Genomic DNA, 22,072 nt, shown 5'->3' with positions numbered 1-22,072 from the left:
TCTTTAAGCGTGTCCAGCTTCGCTGCAAAGCTGGCTAACATCAAAGCCCAGCATCGAAACTGCTTTTTCCCAGCGTTTTTCTACCGGCGTATCAAAAATGATCTTCGGATCGGCTTTAATGATCAACCAACTATTATCTAAAAGCTCTTGTTCAAGTTGTCCTTGTTCCCAGCCCGAATAACCAAGCGTAATAATAAATTGCTCAGGCGCATGGGCGGTGGTCAGGTTAGCAAGTACATCTTTTGATGTGGTGATCATTATTTCACTGCTAAGCTTTTGACTTGCAGAGTAACCAGGCTGAGGTGAATGAAGTACAAAACCTCGGTCGGTTTTAACCGGACCACCTGCAAACACAGAGACTTGCGCAGCTTGTTGGGTTTTGTCGTTGTCTATTTCTATTTTATCTAAAAGCTCACCAACGGTTACATCAATAGGCTGGTTGATCACCAATCCCATAGCCCCATCTTCATTGTGCTCACAAATATAGGTAACGGCACGTTTAAAAAAAGGGTCTTGCATCGACGGCATTGCGATTAAAAAATGATTTTCTAATGATTGCATAGATTTCACCCTTTTAGTTTATGAATACTAATTGAACTTTGAGTATGGCATAGATATATACGTAGCGTATAAAAAGTCCATTAATTGTATGAAATACTTAAATTAATGAACTTTCCTATGGTGTTTATTTAGCAAGCTTGCGCTCGATGGCATCAAACAAAATACCGGTGATAGATATATCGTAAGCGGCTTCAATTTCACGTACACACGTTGGTGCAGTTACATTAATTTCGGTGAGCTTGTCGCCAATAATATCTAGCCCTACAAACACCAAGCCCTTTTCTTTAAGGGTAGGGGCAACTGCTTGGGCTATTTTAAGGTCTGACTCGCTAAGAGGGCGCGCTTCACCGCGACCGCCTGCTGCTAAATTACCCCGGGTTTCACCGTTTTGTGGGATACGCGCTAAACAGTACGGGATTACTTCACCATCAACAACCAATACGCGTTTATCGCCTTGTTTGATCTCTGGTATATAATTTTGCACCATAGCAAAACGGCTACCGTGCTCGGTGAGCGTTTCACAAATAACACCAATGTTTGCATCATCTTCTTTAATGCGGAAAATAGACGCGCCACCCATGCCATCAAGTGGTTTTAAAATAATGTCTTTGTGCTCGGCTAAAAACGCACGTATTTGCGTTTGGCTGCGAGTTACTAATGTATCGGGGGTGTGCTCGCTAAACCACGCTGTAAATAGCTTTTCGTTAGCATCGCGCAGGCTTTGTGGTTTATTAATAATTAACGTACCTTCTTGCTCTGCACGCTCTAATATATATGTTGCGTAAATGTATTCCGTGTCGAACGGTGGATCTTTTCGCATTAAAATAACGTCTAGGTCGGCAAGGGCTATTGTGGTTTTTTCTTCAAGCTCATACCACTTTTCGGTGTTATTAAATACTTGCGCTTTCGCTGCGGTTGCATACGACTTACCTTGGCGAAGTGATAAATCATCCATCTCCATGTAGTAAATTTCGTAACCACGCTCCTGCGCTTGCATCATCATTGCAAAACCGGTGTCTTTTTTGATGTTAAATCCACTAATAGGATCAGAGATAATTCCTAACTTAATTGCCATGCGCTATGCCTTACTATAAATATTAGTGTTTATATGAGGGTGCTTTTAGTTATTTCAATTAGCTAAGTCGCCAAATTGTAACTGTAATGCACTTAAGACCGTTAAAGCAGCTGTTTCTGTTCGCAAAACACGTGGCCCTAAGCGAATATCTACAAAGTGCTGATCTTTAGTTTGCAGCATTTCTTCATCGGTAAAGCCCCCTTCAGGACCAACTAAAAAGCGCACACCGGCGCTTGGAACGGTTATTGTTTTAATACTGTGCTCAGCACGAGGGTGCAAAGTGAGCTTAATGGCGTTTGTTTGTTGCTCAAGCCATTGCTTTAAATCAATCGGTGTGTGTACAACAGGCACAAAGTTGCGCCCCGATTGCTCGGCAGCTGAAATTGCAATTTTTTGCCATTGTTGGTGTTTTTTCTCTAAGCGGTCGCCACTGAGTTTAACGCCGCAGCGCTGGCTAAAAATAGGGGTGATTTCAGTAATACCCAGCTCAACAGATTTTTGGATAGTAAAGTCCATTTTATCGCCACGTGATACACATTGCCCTAAATGAATTTTAAGCTCAGATTCGACATCATGTTCATCAAAACGCAGTGGCATAACAACAACTGATTTTTTTGTTACTTCAATAATTTCACTGAAGTATTCACCGCCTTCGCCATTAAAAATAGACACATGTTCGCCTACTTTCATGCGCAATACACGGCCAATATGGCCGGCTGCATCATCGTTTAAAGAAACCGGGGTGTTTAAGGCAATACTTGATGCCTGATAAATATGAGGTACTCGCATGAAAGTCACTTATTTTATAGCGTAAAGGTGTATGTCGCTATGGTAAGTAAGCAGCGCGTTGTACGCAATTATTTATTTTTGTTTAAGTGTATTGGCAAGGGCGATTAAATCTTTGGGTGTTTCAGCAATTTCTGTATCGCACGATAGGTGATTTTTAAAGCCTTCGTCAGTAATACGATTAAATGTATAGCCGCTGTCATCAATACTGACTAGGTAGCGTTTTTCATGCAGAGAGTTATATATAAAGCGTTGGTTATCGCTGGCAAGTAGGTAATCAGTTTTGTTGAATAAAACACCTTGAATATCGTGGTGCTCATGCATATAGCTGGCAAGTTCAGATACGCTAATTTCATTTTCTAGGTCGCAATAGCAATAATCTTTAATAAGTTCGTCAAACATCATCTTTACAAGCTTACGGGTATTACTACCTGCAACGATTAAGGTGCTGGCGGTATTGGGTGTTGCGCGCTTAAAGTAATGCTCGGCAAATGTTCGACTAAATTCGTTATCTATATCAATTAACAAATAGTTAGTAACTTCAAATGACATAGGGCCCCGTTGCGTTATGCAAATTTGTAATGCCAGTTAACTAAATACGGGGCGCTTGGCAACTTATTTAATAGCGTGGCGTTAAAGTGAAAACATGCTAATAAGTAAATAGCCTATAGCACAAAAAACAGCAAACTCAATGCATGCTATACCTATATTGTCTTGATGGTCTACCTCTAAAGCGGTATCAATATTGGGTAGTGAAATTGCTTTTATTACAAAACTTAAACAATATAGTAACAACCACATTACACCGCAATGCATTACAAGTGTAAATATATTTTCGACCATTTTTCCATTTTGAAATGCAGCACTAGACAGTCCTGCATAAACAGCTAAGGCTAAACCTATTGATTTACCTGCATATCTAATCCCTATAGAGGTATTTTCTAGGTTAAAGTTACTTTGCAGTGAGGCGCCTTGATTTGCTCTAGCAAAGCGGTATTCACGCAGTTTACTATCTAATGCAAACATCCCTTGCAGCGTAAAAAAGCTAACAAAAGCAATCAGTAAGTTACTAAAGCCTTGCGCATGAGTCCACGTGTATAAACCAAGTGCAATAATACAGTTGGCTATTAACATGCCAGAATCAACCAGTGCGGCGCATACATTTTGCTTTAATATGGCAGCTTCTTCATTAAATCTGTGCAATATCCACTTTCGATGGATTAAGTGGCCTACTTTTATAAATGTGAATAACAAAACAATTAAAATAACGACTTTTAATGGATTGTGTTGCGCTGTACTTATACTTATTTCGTCAAATAAAAATGCCATAGTAGCAATAACTACGGTAATTTCTGAGGCGAAACTAATACCCATAGCAAAATTATCATGCTGCGCTAACTCATCTTTAAGTGCTTGTTTCGCTTTTATTTGAGCAACAATTCTAAGACTAAAAATAGTAATGCATATCACCGCAAAACTAATGGCAATCGCAATTAAACTGGTGTTAGATAATGATAAATATGACATGCTGATCCTAAGTAGAGATAACCTTTCTTGGTTTTAGTTATTCTAGTATGGTTAGTAAATATATAAAAGAGAGGATTGATGAGTAACAAAATGCAACTTCCTATTCAATTACAAAAACTTGGCTCAACTCGCTTTGCGCAGCTTTACCCGCAGCAAAACCCACAAGAAGAAGTTGTAAAATTATGTGCTCTGAGCGACTTTGCCTTTCGCTGCTTAGAATCGCAACCTCAATTAAAAGAGTGGTTGATAAACCCAGATGAGCAGTATAGCCGAGACGTCCCCGCGCCATTCGATGACCTTGATCTGCAGCAGGTAGATGAAAACCAGTGCAATAAAATTTTAAGACAGTACCGAGAAAAATACTGGTTAAAAGTAGCGTACCTCGATTTGTGTTGCGATAACCCAATCGGTGACAGTATTAAATACATAAGCCTATTGGCTGATATGCTGATTAATAGCGCCAATAGATGGGCGCATGCGCAAATTGCAAAAACAGCAGGCGAGCCCCTCGATGAGCAAGGTAACTCTTTACCTTTAATGGTTTTAGGCATGGGTAAATTGGGCGGCCACGAGCTTAATTATTCATCGGATATAGATTTAATTTTTGCCTATCCGCGCAATTTTCCCACTCAAGGTGGGCGTAAAGCTGTCGAAGCCCAAGTGTTTTATACCAAAGTTGCGCAAAAATTGATTAATGCGCTTAATCAAGTAACTGGCGATGGCCAAGTATTTAGGGTCGATATGCGCTTGCGCCCATTTGGTGAAAGCGGACCTTTAGTAATGAGCTTTCACGCTATAGAAGATTACTACCAAGAGCAAGGTCGCGATTGGGAGCGTTACGCCATGTTAAAAGGGCGGCTAATAGGCACACCTAATCAGTATTGGGATGAGTTTATACAACTTTTAAAACCCTTTGTTTATCGACGTTATATTGATTTTTCGGTAATCGAGTCGCTAAGAAAAATGAAGCTAATGATAGCGCAAGAGGTTCGCCGAAAACGCTTAACGAACAATATAAAACTAGGTGCTGGTGGCATTCGCGAGGTTGAATTTATCGTACAAGCTTTGCAAATGGTGCGTGGTGGGCGAGAAGCTAACTTACAAACCCAATCGTTACTGTATGCCTTAGAGCAGTTAACGTTAAACCAAGCGATGGATGAGCAAGAAGCGAATGAGCTAAAGCGCAACTACTTACACTTACGTAAAGTAGAGCAATACTTGCAAATGTTTGACGATCAACAAACGCAAACTCTGCCCGATGATGAGCTTAATCAAGAACGCTTAAATTACTTACTCGAGTTTGAAAGCTTTAACCATACCATGAGCGAGATTGAGCAGGTCATGGCGAAAATTCACGATGAATTTTTATTGGTGATAGGGGAGGAAATCGTTCCTCTTGATACCTGCGAAGGTGCGTTTATTAGTGCGTGGGATCATGGTGATGTTAGCTTTTTAAACGATATAAAAGAGCAGTGGCAAGTGCCACTTCATGATTTTAAACAGCGTTTAAGTAAGGTGAATATAGGTAATCGAGGGCGCGATATTCTCGATAAACTTATGCCTGTACTGCTTAAGCAACTGAGTGATTTTAATGCCAGCGGTGAAACATTTACCATGGTGTGCCAAATTTTAAATAAAATTGTATCGCGTACTGCTTACCTTGAATTACTGTACGAAAACCAAGGTGCGCTAAAGCAGTTGGTATTATTATGTTGCCACAGTAAGTGGATAGGGGAGCATATTTCCCGTTATCCTATTTTGCTTGATGAGCTAATAGACCCAGCGGCGCTTTACAAACCTACGCCATTGAGCGCCTACAAAGATGAAATACGACAATATTTTTTACGTATAGAGCATGATGACCTAGAGCTGCAAATGGAAGCACTTAGGCAGTTTAAACAAACACATCAATTACGTATTGCGGCTGCCGATGCAACGGGTGTGATTGATGTTATGAAAGTAAGCGATCACTTAACTGCTCTTGCCGAGGCTGTAGTAGACCAGGCAGTAAATATAGCATGGTATAATACGGTTAAGCGCTTTGGCATGCCGCCAAATACAGATGACGAGCACAAAGGTTTTGCGGTTATTGCGTACGGTAAAACGGGCGGTTTTGAAGTTGGGTACGATTCTGACTTAGACCTTGTGTTTGTGCATAATCACGACGGTAATAGCAGCACTAATGGCGATAAATCGATTACCTCCCGACAGTTTTATTTAAAACTTGCACAGCGCTTAATGCATTTATTTAACACCCGTACCGCCTCAGGCATATTGTATGAGCTTGATACGCGCCTGCGCCCTGAAGGCGCCTCTGGTTTATTGGCTATTAACTTGGAGAGCTTTAATCATTATCAGCAAACCCAAGCATGGACTTGGGAGCACCAAGCGCTTGTGCGCGCCCGCGTTATATTAGGCCAAGATGAGCTAAGAGCGCGTTTTGCGCAAATTCGTAAAGAGATATTATGTGCCCCACGCGATGTAGATACGCTTAAGCAAGATGTACTTAAAATGCGCGAAAAAATGCGGAACCACTTAGCTAAAGGAAACGCCGAGCAATTTGATTTAAAACAAGATGTAGGTGCCATGACCGACATTGAATTTATAACTCAATACCTAGTGCTAAAAAACGCAAATCAGTTTAGCCAGTTAACAGTGTTTTCTGACAATGTAAGAATACTCACAGACGCTGCCGCAATTGGTTGTATTACTAAAGCGCAAAAGCAGCAGTTAATTCAAGCATATATTGATTATCGCTCACGTTACCACGTATTAAGCTTAAATCAGCAAGGTCGCTTAGTGTTGCGTAAAGAGTACCAAACAGATATTGAGAGTGTATCGGCGTGTTGGCACAGTATATTTGAACTTGAGGCGTAAATACTAAAAAACCCAAGCTTAGCTTGGGTTTTTAATAAATAGGCGCTGTTGAGCTTTTAGCGAATTAGTTGGCTTTATTGTTTTATGTTTTTAGCTTTAAACAATTACTGCGTACAAATTCAGAAGGTAGCTCTGTGATCACCGCAGCGCGCTGCCTAGAGCAAAAGAAAGTATAAACTTCATTTTCAAAGTCATCATTAATGGCGCGGCCAACTTGATAAAGCGCTGAGGTAAAGTTGCTATCAACCCTAAAATGATCTTTTACCACGTAGTCTTTACTCAAATACCAATATAACTGAATGCCTTCGTTTTTGGCGTATTGGTCTAGTACGTCTTTTAATGTAGAGCCATTTTCAAAGCGTCTAGGTTCATTTGTTCCTGTCCAGCTAGCAGGCATAGGTTCAACGGCCCTGCCGCGCTCTGCTAAAACACGATCAAGCGTTTGCTCGGGCTTTTTAAGTTGTAGTACAAACTTATCGCGCTCCCTATCGGATTTAACTTGGTTACGGATAGAGGAGTAAAAGCGAGAAAGCCCCTCGGCAGCTGCGTTTTTGCTCTCTTTTATATCAAACAATGGACCCGTACCAACTAACACATAGGTAGCTAGTAAGATTAATGCAACTGCTAGTATTAAATGCTTAACCCAAAACCACATAACTCATGCTCATTTATTATCATTATTTATTTATACCACTACTTTTTATAAAAAGAAGGGGTATTTTTATCGGGGCGTGTTTTAAAACGGCGGTGCAGCCACATGTACTGCTCAGGGGCTGCGTTAATTGATTGCTCAACGCGCTGATTTACACGTGTTACATCGGCTTTATCATCACCGCTTGGAAAATTGTCAAGCTCAGGTACTATTTCTAGGTGGTATTTACCGTGCTCATCTCGGCGACTAATTAGACTCATGGTTTCGCAGTGTTTACTTGCTGCAAAAAGTAGTGTGCCTGTGGTGGTGGCTGTATCTGGCACAGCGTAAAAAGGCACAAATTCACAGCGGTTACGGCCGTAGTCTTGGTCGGGTAGGTAATAACACACCTTTTTGTTTTTAAGCGACTTTAACAAGCCTTTTACGTCTTTTCGTCCAATTAGGTATTCGTTAGAGCGAAGGCGGCCATTGGTTGTAAAGTATTCCATGAGTGCATTGTTGTGTGGGCGGTAAAACCCAAGCCCTTGGCATTTGGTGCCCATAACACGACTCGCCATTTCTAAATGCAAAATATGCGGCACCAATAGCAGTACGCCTTTACCTTGAGCCTGCACGCGCTCAAAGTGCTCTAACCCTTTAATAGAGCCATACGCTTTTTTAACGCGCCACTGCGGCCACCACCAAGCCATGCCCGTTTCAACCATGGCAATACCGGTGTTTTCCATATTTTTTAGCACAAGCTGTTGTTGTTCGGCTTCGCTCATATCAGGAAAACACAGCTTTATATTAACCTCGGCAATGTGGCGACGACGTTTCATAAATTTATGTACTAAGCGTCCTAATAATTTACCTAAGCTAAGCTGAAGTTTTTGTGGCAACCACGAAATCAAATACAAAAAGAAAACGCCAATCCAGGTTAGCCAATAACGAGGGCCTAAAAACGAGGCTTTAAAAGGAGATGAGGTGACCACAAAATACTCTCTAAAATAAAAACGCTAGTTTAACGCTTAGTGTTATAAAATACAAAAAGCCAGCAATGGCTGGCTTTAAACGTTACTTTTTAACTTATTAGGCTTTTTTTAAGCCTTGGTTAATACCCAGTAAATCGGCACTTGTTAGTGTACCTGCAGCTTGCTTTAAGCGAAGCGTAGATAATACGTAACGATAGCGTACATCAGCTAGGTTACGCTTAGCATCATACAAGTTTTGCGTGCTTACAAGTACATCAACAATTGTACGGGTGCCTACTTCAAAACCCGCTTCTGTTGCTTTAAGTGCACTTTGTGCTGATACCACGGCTTGTTCAAGTGCTTTGTAGGTCGCAATATCTGATACAACTTGATTGTATGAGGTAATAACGGTGCGTGTTACGGCGCGGTAATTTGTTTCGTAATCTTGACTGGCTGAAACATAAAACGCACGGGCTTGCTTAGTTGCAGCAACGGTTGCGCCCCCTGTGTACAGTGGTACGCTTAAATTAACGGCAACCGAGGTTGAATCGGCGCGTGGTTGGTCGTTAAAGCTTAAACCATTTATATTTTGGTCAGTTAAAGAGTCACCGTAGCTGGCATCAAGTGTCAGTTTTGGGTAGTGACCCGCTTTAGCCAGTGTAATTTGGTCTTTTGCAATATCAACCGTTACCTTTGATACTTGTAAGCTGATGTTATTGTTTTCAGCCACTTTTACAAAGTCAGTCGATTTTTTAACAGGTTTTACTGTTGAAAATGTTTCGGTGTTCAAAAAATCAAGCTTAGCGTGGTATTTACCGGTTATTTCACGCAGTTGCTCGCGAGCGGTTTCTACGGCATTGGTGGCAATAATTTCTTGTGCTACTGAGTTATCGTATTGTGCTTGCGCTTCGTGAACATCTGTAATTGCTGTAAGGCCAACGGCATAGCGCTGTTTTGTTTGCTCTAGCTGACGTTCAATGGCACGTTTTTCGGCTTGTACAAATTCAAGGTTATCAATTGCACTTAATACGTTAAAATAGCCTTCAGCAACACGCACAATTAAGTTTTGTTTTGCGTTGTCGTATTGCGCATTGGCTTGCAGTGCTTGTTTTTCGGCAATATCAAGCGTATTCCATGCGCCTAAGTCGAATAAGGTTTGGCTTAAACTCACACCACGCGTGAATTGGTCGGTATCGCTATTTATTTTAACTTGGTCAGCTAAATTACCAACGCTCTGAAAAGAGGTAGAATCGCTTTTTTCATAGCCCATGCTTACGCCTATTTGCGGCAGTAATGCACTCATGGCTAAATCGCTTTCGTAAGATTGCGCATCTGCTTGCGCTTTTGCTTTTAAAACAGTGGGATCGTTGGCAGTAGCAATTTCAAAAACTTGCATTAAATCTTCAGCACTTGCTGTGGTTGTGCCTAATGCACACGATAAACTAACGAGCGCTGCAAGGATGTTCTTTTTCATGTTAGGTTCAGTCCTTAGACAAATTTTGTACTAAAAGCATGGTAACGTGTTTTGCTCAATAACTAAAAAAGAAATTAGTAAAACAGTATGTTCAAATGTAACAGAATATATTAACAATTTTTAATCGTTTAAATAAGCGGGATGTATAATATGGCAGATAAAAGCTTGGTGCAATTTACACATAAAGATGTGAGCTTAAAAGCAGTTAAAAGTCTGTATAATGGTTTTTTTAAAGTGGATATGTATGAGTTTGAGCATAGCCTGTTTAATGGTGGTACATCGCAGCTTATAAAGCGCGAAATACTAGAGCGGGGCGATGCGATTGCTGTTCTACCTTATGATGTAGCTACGCAAAGTGTACTTTTAATAGAGCAAATACGTATTGGCGCTATTAACAGCAAACACTCGCCCTGGCTGCTAGAATGTATTGCTGGTATGACCGATGGCAGTACTGATTACGAAGGGGTGGTAAAAAAAGAAGCCTATGAAGAGGCAGGGCTTGAGCTTACAGAGCTTGAATTTATGCTCTCTTACCTTTCAAGTCCTGGTGGTACAACTGAGCGCTTACATTTATACCTAGCGCGGGCAGATTTAAGCCAAGTACAAAGTGGTGTTTACGGCCTTGAAAGCGAAGGTGAAGATATTAAAACCCATATTTTAACCCTTGATGATGCGCTTGCGCGCCTCAATAACGGTGAAATAGATAACGCGGCAACGGTAATATGTTTGCAGTGGTTGGCGTTAAATCGAGAAAAAATAAGCAGTAAGTGGACATAATTTTAACTTTTTAATACGGCGGTACTTTGACAGCACTTTTAGCAACCCAACGATATATTCAGAGCCTCCCAAAGTATATGACACTTTGCGAGCATAATTACGTACGTCTTTCAAAACTATTACCTAAAGAGCGCAGCGCAAATAGCGTGCGTGAAATTAAATTAGGTCATAGTGAATTTGCCATTATCATTGACGATAGTGCTAAGTACACACTGGATGTTTCTATTAAGCAGCTAACAGGGATGGTTAAAGGCGTTTCTCCTTTGTATTTAACAGTCAGGCTTTATCAAGATGCGAAAGTGGCTGAGATTATTCATCACGACTACCATCAACGTATAAAACCATCGTATGGTTATCCAAACCCTAAAATGCACCAAAAAGATGAAAAATATCAACTTAACGCATTTTTATATGACTGGTTAGTAGCCTGCGTAGAGCATGGCCGAGCAGTATTAAATTGGGATGTAAATAATGGCTTGGTTTGATGAGAAATATCACTTTAATGCCTCATCGCTACGAGTAGCGCACATAACCGATAGCCATTTATTTGCAAACCCTAACGCAGAGTACTTTAACGTAAATACCGCCGCGCATTTTGCCCAAGCATTAGCGCACATGGCCACGCAGTCATTAGACGCGGTTATATTTGGTGGTGACTTAACACAAGATCATAGCTTTGAGTCGTATTTATTATTTGCCGAATTGGTCAACAATGCTGATTTAACCTGTCCGGTATTTTGGGTACCAGGCAATCATGATGAAATTGCCATGCTAAATCGCATCAGTGGTGGGCAAATAGTGTCAGCTAAGCACATTATTGCACAAGGATTTGAGCTGTTACTCATAAACTCAAAAGGGCCTACACCTGCAGGGTGGGTGTCTTGCGAGCACTTAAATGAAATTACCCACTGTTTAGCAAGTTCGCAATCGCAGCAAGTGGTATTTTGTCATCACAATCCGCTTGCTATAAATGGCTACCTTGATAAACACATGCTTGAAAACGGCCCGCAATTATTAAACGTACTTGTTAATAGTGGCAATGTTGCAGGGGTATTTCATGGCCATGTGCATAATCAATATACGCAATCATTTAGAGAGCTGAGTATTTATGCAACGCCCGCCAGTTCAGTGCAATTTACAAAACATAGCTCGCAATGGCACCAAGAAAACCATGGCCCCGCTTATCGCATGTTGTATTTAACTACCCAGGACAATGCTTTAACAGTTAAAACGGATGTTGTATGGTTAAACGCGTAATTTACATTCATGGTTTTAATAGTTCTGAAAAATCATATAAAGCTGTGCGCTTTGGCGAGCTTATGGCAAACTATGACGTTGACTATTGCGTACCGCGTTTAAATCACGAGCCCTTACAAGCTATTTTGCAGCTTGAGCATTTATTAACGCCAGATACCGCGTTACTCGGGAGCTCACTAGGTGGATTTTATGCTACCTATTTGTCGCAGCGTTACAACCTGCGAGCAGCATTAATAAACCCAGCAGTAGCACCATTTAACTTATTAGCGCCGCTTATTGGTCACAATTATAATCCGTACCAAGATTATCATTATAAGTTAAATACCAGCCACATGAATGCATTAAAAGCATTGTATGTGCCTAAATTAACATCACCCGAATTGCTTTATTTGTTACAGCAAACGGGAGATGAAGTGTTAAATTATCAACACGCAGTAAATTATTTTTCACAATGCAAACAGTTAGTTGAGTTTGGTGGCGATCACAGCTTTGTGGGCTTTGAGCGTACCCTAGATAGTATTGTAGAGTTTCTTAAATTACCTAAAACAAATTAGCCTAAGCGCATATAAAGATAAAAATTATGAGTCAGCAAAATTATAACGCCGAAGCCATTGAGGTTCTCAATGGATTAGAGCCGGTAAAACGCCGCCCAGGTATGTATACCGACACGGTACGTCCAAACCATTTAGGCCAAGAGGTTATCGATAACAGTGTCGATGAAGCCATGGCGGGCCATGCCACTAAAATTGATGTGATCTTACACGAAGATAACTCACTTGAAGTTATAGACGATGGCCGTGGTATGCCAATAGATATTCACCCTGAGGAAGGCATTCCGGGGGTGGAGCTGATTTTTACCAAACTACATGCAGGTGGTAAATTCTCAAACAAAAACTACCAGTTTTCGGGTGGTTTACACGGGGTAGGTATTTCGGTTGTAAATGCGTTATCGACACGTGTAGAAGTAACGGTTAGACGTGATGCGCAACAATTTAGAATGGCCTTTGAAAATGGCGATAAAGTTGAAGACTTAAATGTAATTGGCACTGTCGGTAAGCGCAACACGGGTACAACTGTACGATTTTGGCCTGATGCGAGTTACTTTGACTCAGCTAACTTTTCAATTACTAAATTAAACCATCTATTAAAAGCTAAAGCGGTTTTATGCCCAGGCTTGCGCATTAAGTTTGTTAATAAACAAACTAAAGAAACCCAAGAATGGTTTTACGAAACGGGCTTAAAGGATTACTTAATTGAAGCGGTTAAAGGCTTTGAGGTACTGCCTAAAGACCCATTTGTAGGTGAATTTTCAAGTTCGATAGAAGGGGCTGATTGGGCTGTTGTATGGCAACCTGAAGGCGGCGAGTCAATTGCCGAGAGCTATGTAAACCTTATTCCGACTGCACAAGGTGGTACACACGTAAATGGTTTGCGCCAAGGCTTACTTGAAGCCATGCGCGAATTTTGTGAATTTAGAAACTTATTACCGCGTGGCGTAAAGCTTACCCCAGATGATATTTGGGAGCGCTGTAGCTATGTGTTATCGGTAAAAATGCAAGACCCACAATTTGCCGGCCAAACCAAAGAAAAGCTTTCTTCTCGCTCATGTGCAGCGTTTGTATCGGGTGTGGTTAAAGACTCATTTAGCTTATGGTTAAACGAGCACACGGACACGGCAGAACTGCTTGCTGAACTGTGTATTTCAAATGCACAGCGACGGTTGCGAGCGGCTAAAAAAGTAGTGCGTAAACGCGTTACCTCAGGCCCTGCACTGCCCGGTAAGCTGACCGACTGTAGTGCAGCCGATAACGACCGTACAGAACTATTTTTGGTAGAGGGTGACTCAGCAGGTGGCTCGGCTAAACAAGCACGCGATCGTGAGTTTCAGGCAATAATGCCGCTACGTGGTAAAATTCTAAATACATGGGAAGTTGAATCAGGGCAAATATTAGCCTCGCAAGAAGTGCATGATATTTCGGTGGCGTTGGGAATTGACCCAGACTCAAGTGATTTAACCGGCCTGCGTTATAATAAAATTTGTATACTGGCCGATGCTGATTCGGATGGACTACACATTGCCACTTTATTATGTGCCTTGTTTGTGCGTCATTTTCCACAACTGGTTAAAACAGGACATGTATACGTGGCTATGCCACCACTATTTAGAATCGACATTGGTAAAGAGGTGTATTACGCCCTCGATGAAGATGAAAAAACAGGTATTTTGGCCCGCATAGAAGCTGAGAAAAAACGCGGTAAAGTAAACGTACAACGATTTAAAGGGCTGGGCGAAATGAACCCGCTACAGCTGCGCGAAACCACAATGGACCCAAATACTCGCCGCTTAGTGCAACTTACACTTGATGAAGAAGAGCAAACATTAGAAATGATGGATATGCTACTTGCTAAAAAGCGCTCGTCAGACAGACGCCAGTGGCTAGAAGATCACGGTAATAAAGCACAAGTTTAATAGGCTTGTGTTTAACACTTGGAGAGGCAAATGAATAAAATACTAGGAAGTTTATTACTGCTTGGCTTAACAACTGCCCCAGCAATGGCAAAAGACATACTAGACAAACTTACCGTAGCACCTGGGTTTGAGGTAAGCTTATTTGCTGATGATGTTGAAAATGCACGCCAAATTGCAGTATCAAAAAAAGGCATTGTTTACGCAGGCTCGCGTAAAGCAGGTAATGTGTATGCGTTAATCGACCATAATAGTGATGGCGTAGCCGATAAAAAAATGGTGATTGCCGAGGGGCTAAATATGCCCTCTGGATTAGCTATTAAAGATGGCGATTTATACGTAGGTGAAGTACATCGTATTATTCGATTTAAAAATATCGATACCCAATTAAAAGACCCTAAATTTGACGTGGTTTACAACGCGCTGCCATCGGATCGTCACCACGGCTGGAAATTTTTACGTTTTGCACCCACCGGTGAGCTTATTATTCCGGTTGGTGTTCCGTGTAACATATGCGCTGAAGATGAGCGTTACGGGCGAATTTTTGCTCTTGATGTAGAAACCAAACAAATAAAAACGATTGCACAAGGCGTTCGTAACTCAGTAGGGTTTGACTTTCACCCAAGTACGCAAGCGCTGTGGTTTAGTGATAATGGCCGCGACATGATGGGCGATGACATTCCACCGGATGAAATTAACCGTGTAAGTAAAGAAAACGAGCACTTTGGTTTTCCTTACGTTCACGCTGGTGCCATTGTAGACCCAGAGTTTGGTAAAGGTAAAAACATGAGTGATTACAGTGCGCCAGCGCTTGCGCTAGGTGCTCACGTTGCACCCCTTGGCATTCACTTTTATACCGGCAAGCAGTTTCCAGCAAATTATAAAGAGCAGCTATTTGTTGCTGAACATGGTTCGTGGAATCGCACTAAAAAGTCAGGTTATAAAGTGGCTGTAGCCAATGTAGAGCAAGGGCGTATTACTAAATACACGCCATTTATTACCGGCTTTATGCATAACGAAACAACATTTGGACGCCCAGTAGCATTTGCACAATTAAATGACGGCAGTCTGCTAATAAGCGACGATTACGCAAACGTGATCTACCGCGTAAGCTATAAGAAAAACTAGGTAAGCTTTAATGAGTGATACAGATACCTTGCTAATGCAAGGAATTGAACAACAAACAATGGGGCGTTTTACCGAAGACGCCTACTTAAATTACTCTATGTACGTAATTATGGACCGTGCATTACCGCATGTTGGTGATGGTTTAAAACCGGTTCAACGTCGTATTATTTATGCTATGAGCGAGCTGGGTTTATCGGCCGCAGCTAAATATAAAAAATCGGCTCGTACGGTAGGTGATGTATTAGGTAAATACCATCCGCATGGCGACAGCGCCTGTTACGAAGCTATGGTATTAATGGCGCAGCCATTCTCTTATCGCTATCCGCTGGTGGATGGGCAAGGTAACTGGGGTGCAGCAGATGACCCTAAATCTTTCGCGGCCATGCGTTATACCGAAGCACGCTTATCAAAGTTCTCTGAGGTTTTACTTAAAGAGCTAGGCCAAGGCACCGTTGATTGGACGCCAAATTTTGACGGCACCATGGACGAGCCATTAGTGTTACCCGCGCGTTTACCGCATATTTTGTTAAATGGTGTAACCGGTATTGCAGTAGGTATGGCAACCGATATTCCACCACATAATGTGCGCGAAGTAGCCAGTGCGTGTTGTTTATTACTTGATAAGCCTAAAACCGAGCTTGATGAATTACTAGAGCTTGTACACGCGCCTGATTACCCAACCGACGCTGAAATAATTACCCCTAAAGCCGATATTCATAAAATATACAAAACCGGCCGAGGCTCAATTAAAATGCGCGCGGTGTATACTGAAGAACACGGCGATATTGTTATTACGGCGCTACCGCATCAGTGTTCAGGGGCTAAGGTACTTGAGCAAATAGCAGCGCAAATGAATGCTAAAAAGCTGCCAATGGTCGCTGATTTACGTGATGAGTCTGATCATGAAAATCCAACCCGCATCGTGATAGTACCGCGTTCAAATCGCATTAAAGCTGAGCCGTTAATGGCGCACTTATTTGCCACCACCGACCTTGAAAAAAACTACCGTGTAAACTTAAACATGCTGGGCCTTGATGGCCGCCCACAAGTTAAAGACTTACGCAGTATTTTAACCGAGTGGTTAACATTTAGACGTGAAACAGTACGTAGACGTTTGCAGTATCGTTTAGATAAGGTGCTTGCGCGGCTACATATTTTAGAAGGTTTACTCGCTGCCTTTTTAAATATTGATGAAGTGATTGAAATTATTCGCACAGAAGATAAACCAAAACCTGTGTTAATGGAGCGCTTTGATTTAACCGAAATTCAAGCCGAAGCCATTTTAGAGTTAAAACTTCGTCATTTAGCAAAATTAGAAGAGTTTAAAATACGTGGCGAGCAAGATGAGCTGGCCAAAGAGCGCGACAAGTTAGAGCTAACCTTAGGCTCAGACCGTCGTATGTCCACGCTTCTTAAAAAAGAGATTCAAGAAGCGTCCGACATGTATGGCGACGATCGCCGCTCACCGGTTATTGAGCGCGTAGAAGCAAAAGCACTTAGTGAAAAAGATTTAATACCTTCAGAGTCGGTAACGGTCGTACTTTCTGATAAAGGCTGGGCACGTGTTGGTAAAGGCCATGACATAGACGTAGAAGGGCTAAATTACCGTGCTGGCGATGAGTACAAAGCATCCGCTAAAGGGAAGAGCAATCAGCCTGCGGTATTTTTAGATTCAGCAGGGCGTGCATTTGCAACCGATGCACACAGCTTGCCATCGGCACGTAGCCAAGGCGAGCCAATGACTGGGCGTTTTAACCTCACCGCAGGGGCTAATTTTGAGCACGTGGTTATGGGAGAGGATAGCCAAGTACTACTTATGGCCTCTGACGCGGGTTATGGTTTTATTACTGACTTTAAAGACCTAGTGAGTAAGAACAAAAACGGTAAAGCGTTGGTAAGTGTACCTAAGGGCGGAGTGTTACTCTCACCAATTAGAGTAAACGATGTGGCAACCGATTACTGCATGGCTATTTCGAACGAAGGGCGCATGCTGTTATTTCCACTGCGTGACTTACCAAAACTGGGTAAAGGTAAAGGCAATAAAATTATCTCTATACCAGGCGCTAAAGTGCAAGCTCGAGAAGAGTTTGTAAAAGTGCTTGCAGTAGTACCACAAGGCAGTAGCGTTACGCTCCATGCTGGTAAACGAAAGCTCACACTTAAACCGAGCGACTTGGAGCATTATCATGGTGAGCGTGGGCGCAGAGGTAATAAGTTACCTCGAGGCTTACAGCGTGTTGATGAAGCAGTTGTTGAATTTACACCGGCTGATGAGCAAAGTGATGATACGTTAGCTGAGGAATAAGCCCGTAATATATACCTCTAACGGCCTGCTTTTGCAGGCCGTTTTTGTTTATCCTGTACATTTCAGCTTACAGCTGTTCGCTATTGTCTCGTGATCGTCATAAAATCACGTTATAATAGTGAAATATGCGTGGCTTTTAGCGCATTGCACACACATTTTGGAGAGTAGTTTGTTAGCTGTTATACGTATTTTAATTATGGTGCTGTTTATATTTTTCAGCTGCGTGTTTGGGTTGTTATTGTCGGTAGTGAGGCCATTTCATCCTAATAATGTGCATGTGATAGCCGGCTGGTTTGGCTCGATGGCTAAAATGTTAGGGGTTAAACTTGTCCTTAAGCGCCACCCTGATGCGCTCAATATTGGCCCTGCTGTTTACCTATCAAACCATCAAAATAATTACGATTTATTTACTGTTTCGGCCATGGTGCCAGAAAACTGCGTTAGCTTAGGTAAAAAAAGTTTAAAGTGGATCCCATTTTTTGGACAACTTTACTGGTTGTCTGGCAACATATTGATTGATAGAGCTAATCGCTCAAAAGCGGCAGGTACAATTTCAAAAGCCGCTGAAAAAATTAAACAAAAAGGGCTATCTATCTGGGTATTTCCAGAAGGCACAAGAAGCTATGGCCGTGGTTTACTGCCTTTTAAAACTGGCGCATTTCACACCGCTTTAAGCGCAGATGTACCCATAGTACCGGTATGTATGAGCACAACTGATAAAACTATTAAGCTAAATCGCTGGGATAATGGTACAATTTACATTGAAATGTTAGCGCCAATATCACTTGATAAAAAAGTGGGTGCCCGTGAACAGGCCACCCAAGTACATAGTATTATGGCCGCTAAAATAACTGAATTAGATGCTCAAGCGAGAGATAAATAATGGAAAACTGGCGTGAAATAAGTGAAGACATCGTAAGTTCACTACTTGAAGATGGCTCTGATCCTGAAATACTTTATGAAGTTGAGCATCATTTTGTGTGCGAAGATTTTAGCAAATTAGAGCAAGCGGCACTGGCTGCCTTTAAATTAGGTTACGATGTTGAAGAACCAGCAGAGCTTGAGCTGGAAGATGGCAGCAAAATTTGGAGCTTTGATATAGTCGTTGAAGCTGAGCTGGATGTAGAAGTTATAATGGAAGACGTTGATAAACTTGCAGCGCTAGCTGTTGAGTGTGACGTTGAATACGACGGTTGGGGCACTTACTTTCAAGAGTAAGGCGTTAGCTAGTTGATAAAGGCGAGCATTTATATATGCTCGCTTTTTTGTGCTTAGGCTAAACATGACTCTTTAAACCGCAGCCTATTTTCAGATATTAATTCACGTTTTTGTGTAATTTCGCTTTAATATTCCCCTTTATTTAACGGCAAAAATTCAACTTATTCCATATTACCAATTTTGTTTTTGTTATAACCAATTATTATCTTTCATATAAAAAATGTAATTCCCCTTAGTTTATTCATTAAAAGTTAAGCTTGTTTATATTTTTTTGGTAATAGAGCTTATTTCGCCATACTACTTATTTATTAAATTAAAAAATATTTATATTTATCGCTATCATGTTCCTAATGTGTAACTAATTGAATAATTGTGATTATTTATATGTTATAAATACAATATTTAATAAAACTAATACTTATTTGCTATTACAAGTTGTGTTGACATATTGGTAACAAAGAATATAGCCTTTATGTCGCCATATGGCATTAGTATTGGTAAGGCCAATTTGGGGTTTTTTAACACTTTTTGTAACCTTGAGTTTCTTGCCAAATCTATTCACACACAAAAATAGAAACCTGCTTACACAGGGTGATCTAAGTTTTAGTGACTGACACAAAACTAGGTAGTTAGGTTATTTTTATATTCAGGTTTAAAGGAATAAAGATAATGATTAACCATAAAAAAATGTTTTTTTACAGCGCAATTGCGACAAGTTCAGCACTATCTCATGCTGCAACAATTAATAATGCAGGCTTTGAAAGTGGCTTTAGTAACTGGAACGAAACTGATCCAGCCGCTATTTCTTCAGATGCTTACAGTGGCTCAAAATCGTTAAAAATTCAGGGTAGCCCAGCACGGGTTTATCAAGTGGTAGATATACAGCCCAATACTGAATACACCCTAAGTGCTTATGTGCTGGGTAAAGGGCAAATTGGTGTAAACGATTTAAATGGTTTATTTAAAAACCAAACTTTTAATGTTTCTTCGTGGACTAAAGTTACAAAAACTTTTACCTCAGCCAATACCAATTCACTGCAGGTTTTCGCTAAACACTACAACAACACCAGCGATGTAAGATTTGATAATTTTGCCTTGGTTGAAGGCAGTGACAGCAACGATGGTGGTTCAGGTGGCGGCAGCGATAACTCAGATAGCTCAACAATTCCTAGTAGCATAACCAGTGGTAGTATTTTTGATTTAGAAGGGGATAACCCAAACCCTCTCGTTGACGATAGCACCTTGGTGTTTGTGCCTTTAGAAGCGCAACATATTACGCCTAATGGTAATGGCTGGCGTCATGAATATAAGGTTAAAGAAAGCTTACGCGTTGCAATGACTCAAACCTATGAGGTGTTTGAAGCTACTGTAAAAGTTGAGATGTCAGATGGTGGCAAAACAATTATATCGCAGCACCATGCTAGCGATACCGGTACTATATCTAAAGTGTATGTGTCAGATACTGATGAGTCTGGTTTTAATGACAGTGTAGCGAATAACGGTATTTTTGATGTGTATGTCCGTTTACGAAATACCAGCGGTAATGAAGAAAAATTTGCTTTGGGTACAATGACCAGCGGCGAGTCATTTAACTTGCGTGTTGTTAACAACTACGGCGATGTGGAGGTTACGGCATTTGGAAACTCGTTCGGTATACCGGTAGAGGATGATTCGCAGTCATACTTTAAGTTTGGTAACTATCTGCAATCGCAAGACCCATACACACTTGATAAATGTGGTGAGGCAGGAAACTCTAACTCGTTTAAAAACTGTTTTGAGGATTTAGGCATTACAGAGTCTAAAGTGACGATGACGAATGTTAGTTATACCCGTCAAACAAACTAAGTAGTCACTTAATTATGGCCACTCAATTGAGTGGCCATATTAAATATGCGTTTTAATTTACAGCCATTTCTTATTTTTAAAATACACGCCGATACCACCTGTAAGCACTATTAAAAAAATCACAAATGCACTAAATGCATAAGGGTTTTCAGTGCCAGGTATACCGCCGACATTTACCCCTAAAAGGCCCGTTAAAAAGCCCAGCGGTAAAAAAAGTGCAGCCACCACCGACATAACATACATACGCTGGTTTAATTGCTCAGATACTTGGTTGGTAATGGTTTGCTGAATAATTTGCGCACGCTCTATTGCACTATCAAGCTCTTCTAAGTAACGAATAAGTAAGTTAGTGGTTTCGTTTAGCTTTGCTTTATCTTCATTTAAAAGCCATGGGTAGTGGTTATTTACCATTAAACTAAGTGCTTCTTTTTGCGGTTTTAAGTAACGCTTTAAGGCAATTGTTTGGCGGCGCAGTTGAGATAAACCTTGGTTATCAAACTTTTTACTTGGTTCATCTATTTCTTCTTCAAACTCGTCGAGTGTTTCATCGAGCGAATCAATAACACTTTGCATTCGTGATGTCAGCTTTTGGGTAATAGCGCACACCAGTTCAGATATAGTGCATGGGCCATGACCAGCATTGAGCTCTGCTAATATATCTTGAATCGAAAGCAGGCGACGTTTGCGCGTTGTGATAACCACTGATTCGCTGATAAATAAACGAATTGAGACCATGTCCTCAGGGCTTTGTGCTGGATTTAAATTAACACCACGCAAAAACAGCATATGGCCGTTAGTACTCGGTGTTAAGCGTGGACGAGTTTCATCTGCAATCAACGAGTCAAGCTCAAAGTCGGTAAGGTGCTCTTGGTTTTTTAGCCATGTAACCGCTTCGCTTTGGCTATAGTCCATGTGTATCCAAAGTTTACCTTGGTTTGGCTGCCAATTATTTAAATCGCGGGTGTTTTCTATGGCGCGAGCGCCGCCTTTTTCATCAAGCACCAGTGCATGCAGTAAACCATTAATCATATTTAAAACTCATATAATAGTGTATTTTTAATACAGTTAACTATAGTGTATCTGCACAGTGCTTTACAAACTTACCTTAACTTTTAATAAGTTAAGTTTATTTTATAAAACATACGCAGAGTATTTATGCGTAATAAAGCGGCT

The 22,072-nt window shown here is 41.1% G+C and carries 20 protein-coding genes; 11 read left to right on the top strand and 9 right to left on the bottom strand.

Annotated features, from left to right (window positions below):
- Nucleotides 1–3: 3 nt before the first annotated feature.
- From WDB87_RS15460 to WDB87_RS15440, 5 genes are all read right to left on the bottom strand, one after another.
- Nucleotides 4–561 (bottom strand): YqgE/AlgH family protein, encoded by a 558-nt coding sequence (locus WDB87_RS15460; RefSeq protein ID WP_286246133.1) that lies wholly within the window; start codon nt 559–561, stop codon nt 4–6.
- A gap of 124 nt (nt 562–685) precedes the next feature.
- A complete protein-coding gene (gene gshB / locus WDB87_RS15455; RefSeq protein WP_337850335.1) occupies nt 686–1,636 on the bottom strand; it encodes a glutathione synthase in 951 nt (316 codons plus the stop codon).
- A gap of 54 nt (nt 1,637–1,690) precedes the next feature.
- Nucleotides 1,691–2,425 carry a 16S rRNA (uracil(1498)-N(3))-methyltransferase gene (rsmE, locus tag WDB87_RS15450; RefSeq protein ID WP_286246135.1) on the bottom strand — a complete coding sequence of 245 codons (735 nt, stop codon included), beginning with the start codon at nt 2,423–2,425 and terminating at the stop codon, nt 1,691–1,693.
- 72 nt (nt 2,426–2,497) lie between these two features.
- Entirely contained in the window at nt 2,498–2,974 is a 477-nt protein-coding gene (locus WDB87_RS15445; RefSeq protein ID WP_286246136.1) for a hypothetical protein, read from the bottom strand.
- Nucleotides 2,975–3,055: 81 nt separating this feature from the next.
- On the bottom strand, nt 3,056–3,949 hold the full coding sequence (locus tag WDB87_RS15440; protein WP_286246137.1) for a DUF350 domain-containing protein: 894 nt from the start codon (nt 3,947–3,949) through the stop codon (nt 3,056–3,058).
- Nucleotides 3,950–4,027: 78 nt separating this feature from the next.
- Between WDB87_RS15440 and glnE the strand changes: the two genes are divergently transcribed.
- A complete protein-coding gene (glnE, locus tag WDB87_RS15435; RefSeq protein WP_337850334.1) occupies nt 4,028–6,826 on the top strand; it encodes a bifunctional [glutamate--ammonia ligase]-adenylyl-L-tyrosine phosphorylase/[glutamate--ammonia-ligase] adenylyltransferase in 2,799 nt (932 codons plus the stop codon).
- A gap of 82 nt (nt 6,827–6,908) precedes the next feature.
- On the opposite strand, the gene WDB87_RS15430 is transcribed toward glnE, so the two are convergent.
- From WDB87_RS15430 to tolC, 3 genes are all read right to left on the bottom strand, one after another.
- Nucleotides 6,909–7,481 carry a toxin co-regulated pilus biosynthesis Q family protein gene (locus WDB87_RS15430; RefSeq protein ID WP_286246139.1) on the bottom strand — a complete coding sequence of 191 codons (573 nt, stop codon included), beginning with the start codon at nt 7,479–7,481 and terminating at the stop codon, nt 6,909–6,911.
- A 38-nt stretch (nt 7,482–7,519) separates the two neighbouring features.
- Entirely contained in the window at nt 7,520–8,449 is a 930-nt protein-coding gene (gene lpxL / locus WDB87_RS15425; protein WP_286246140.1) for an LpxL/LpxP family Kdo(2)-lipid IV(A) lauroyl/palmitoleoyl acyltransferase, read from the bottom strand.
- A 97-nt stretch (nt 8,450–8,546) separates the two neighbouring features.
- Nucleotides 8,547–9,902: an outer membrane channel protein TolC gene (tolC, locus tag WDB87_RS15420; RefSeq protein ID WP_286246141.1), complete on the bottom strand. Its 1,356-nt coding sequence runs from the start codon at nt 9,900–9,902 to the stop codon at nt 8,547–8,549.
- A gap of 150 nt (nt 9,903–10,052) precedes the next feature.
- Here tolC and WDB87_RS15415 point away from each other — a divergent pair, with 150 nt between their 5' ends.
- From WDB87_RS15415 to WDB87_RS15370, 10 genes are all read left to right on the top strand, one after another.
- The gene (locus tag WDB87_RS15415; protein ID WP_337850333.1) at nt 10,053–10,679 is read left to right on the top strand and encodes an NUDIX domain-containing protein; all 627 of its coding nucleotides are present in this window, start codon (nt 10,053–10,055) and stop codon (nt 10,677–10,679) included.
- Nucleotides 10,680–10,705: 26 nt separating this feature from the next.
- Nucleotides 10,706–11,164, top strand: a complete 459-nt coding sequence (locus tag WDB87_RS15410; protein WP_286246143.1) for a DUF1249 domain-containing protein — start codon at nt 10,706–10,708, stop codon at nt 11,162–11,164.
- Entirely contained in the window at nt 11,151–11,936 is a 786-nt protein-coding gene (locus WDB87_RS15405; protein WP_337850332.1) for a metallophosphoesterase, read from the top strand. Before WDB87_RS15410 ends, WDB87_RS15405 begins: the two co-directional genes overlap by 14 nt.
- Nucleotides 11,921–12,490 (top strand): YqiA/YcfP family alpha/beta fold hydrolase, encoded by a 570-nt coding sequence (locus tag WDB87_RS15400; protein ID WP_337850331.1) that lies wholly within the window; start codon nt 11,921–11,923, stop codon nt 12,488–12,490. The genes WDB87_RS15405 and WDB87_RS15400 overlap by 16 nt, the downstream gene beginning before the upstream one ends.
- A 26-nt stretch (nt 12,491–12,516) precedes the next feature.
- The gene (parE, locus tag WDB87_RS15395) at nt 12,517–14,406 is read left to right on the top strand and encodes a DNA topoisomerase IV subunit B (RefSeq protein ID WP_286246145.1); all 1,890 of its coding nucleotides are present in this window, start codon (nt 12,517–12,519) and stop codon (nt 14,404–14,406) included.
- Nucleotides 14,407–14,436: 30 nt separating this feature from the next.
- Nucleotides 14,437–15,531, top strand: coding sequence for a PQQ-dependent sugar dehydrogenase (locus WDB87_RS15390; protein ID WP_286246146.1), 1,095 nt, complete (start codon nt 14,437–14,439; stop codon nt 15,529–15,531).
- A gap of 10 nt (nt 15,532–15,541) precedes the next feature.
- Nucleotides 15,542–17,836: a DNA topoisomerase IV subunit A gene (gene parC / locus WDB87_RS15385; RefSeq protein WP_286246147.1), complete on the top strand. Its 2,295-nt coding sequence runs from the start codon at nt 15,542–15,544 to the stop codon at nt 17,834–17,836.
- Nucleotides 17,837–18,005: 169 nt separating this feature from the next.
- Nucleotides 18,006–18,719 (top strand): 1-acylglycerol-3-phosphate O-acyltransferase, encoded by a 714-nt coding sequence (locus WDB87_RS15380; RefSeq protein ID WP_337850330.1) that lies wholly within the window; start codon nt 18,006–18,008, stop codon nt 18,717–18,719.
- Nucleotides 18,719–19,054 (top strand): ribonuclease E inhibitor RraB, encoded by a 336-nt coding sequence (rraB, locus tag WDB87_RS15375; RefSeq protein WP_004587970.1) that lies wholly within the window; start codon nt 18,719–18,721, stop codon nt 19,052–19,054. The genes WDB87_RS15380 and rraB overlap by 1 nt, the downstream gene beginning before the upstream one ends.
- 669 nt (nt 19,055–19,723) lie before the next feature.
- Nucleotides 19,724–20,899 carry a polysaccharide lyase family 7 protein gene (locus WDB87_RS15370; RefSeq protein WP_286246149.1) on the top strand — a complete coding sequence of 392 codons (1,176 nt, stop codon included), beginning with the start codon at nt 19,724–19,726 and terminating at the stop codon, nt 20,897–20,899.
- 57 nt (nt 20,900–20,956) lie between these two features.
- On the opposite strand, the gene WDB87_RS15365 is transcribed toward WDB87_RS15370, so the two are convergent.
- Nucleotides 20,957–21,928 carry a zinc transporter ZntB gene (locus WDB87_RS15365; protein ID WP_286246150.1) on the bottom strand — a complete coding sequence of 324 codons (972 nt, stop codon included), beginning with the start codon at nt 21,926–21,928 and terminating at the stop codon, nt 20,957–20,959.
- Nucleotides 21,929–22,072: the final 144 nt, after the last annotated feature.

The sequence above is a fragment of the Pseudoalteromonas sp. C12FD-1 genome, from assembly GCF_037414265.1.
Classification (GTDB): domain Bacteria; phylum Pseudomonadota; class Gammaproteobacteria; order Enterobacterales; family Alteromonadaceae; genus Pseudoalteromonas.
Note: the sequence above shows the minus strand (reverse complement) of the source record. Positions and strands in the feature narration are given on the sequence as shown.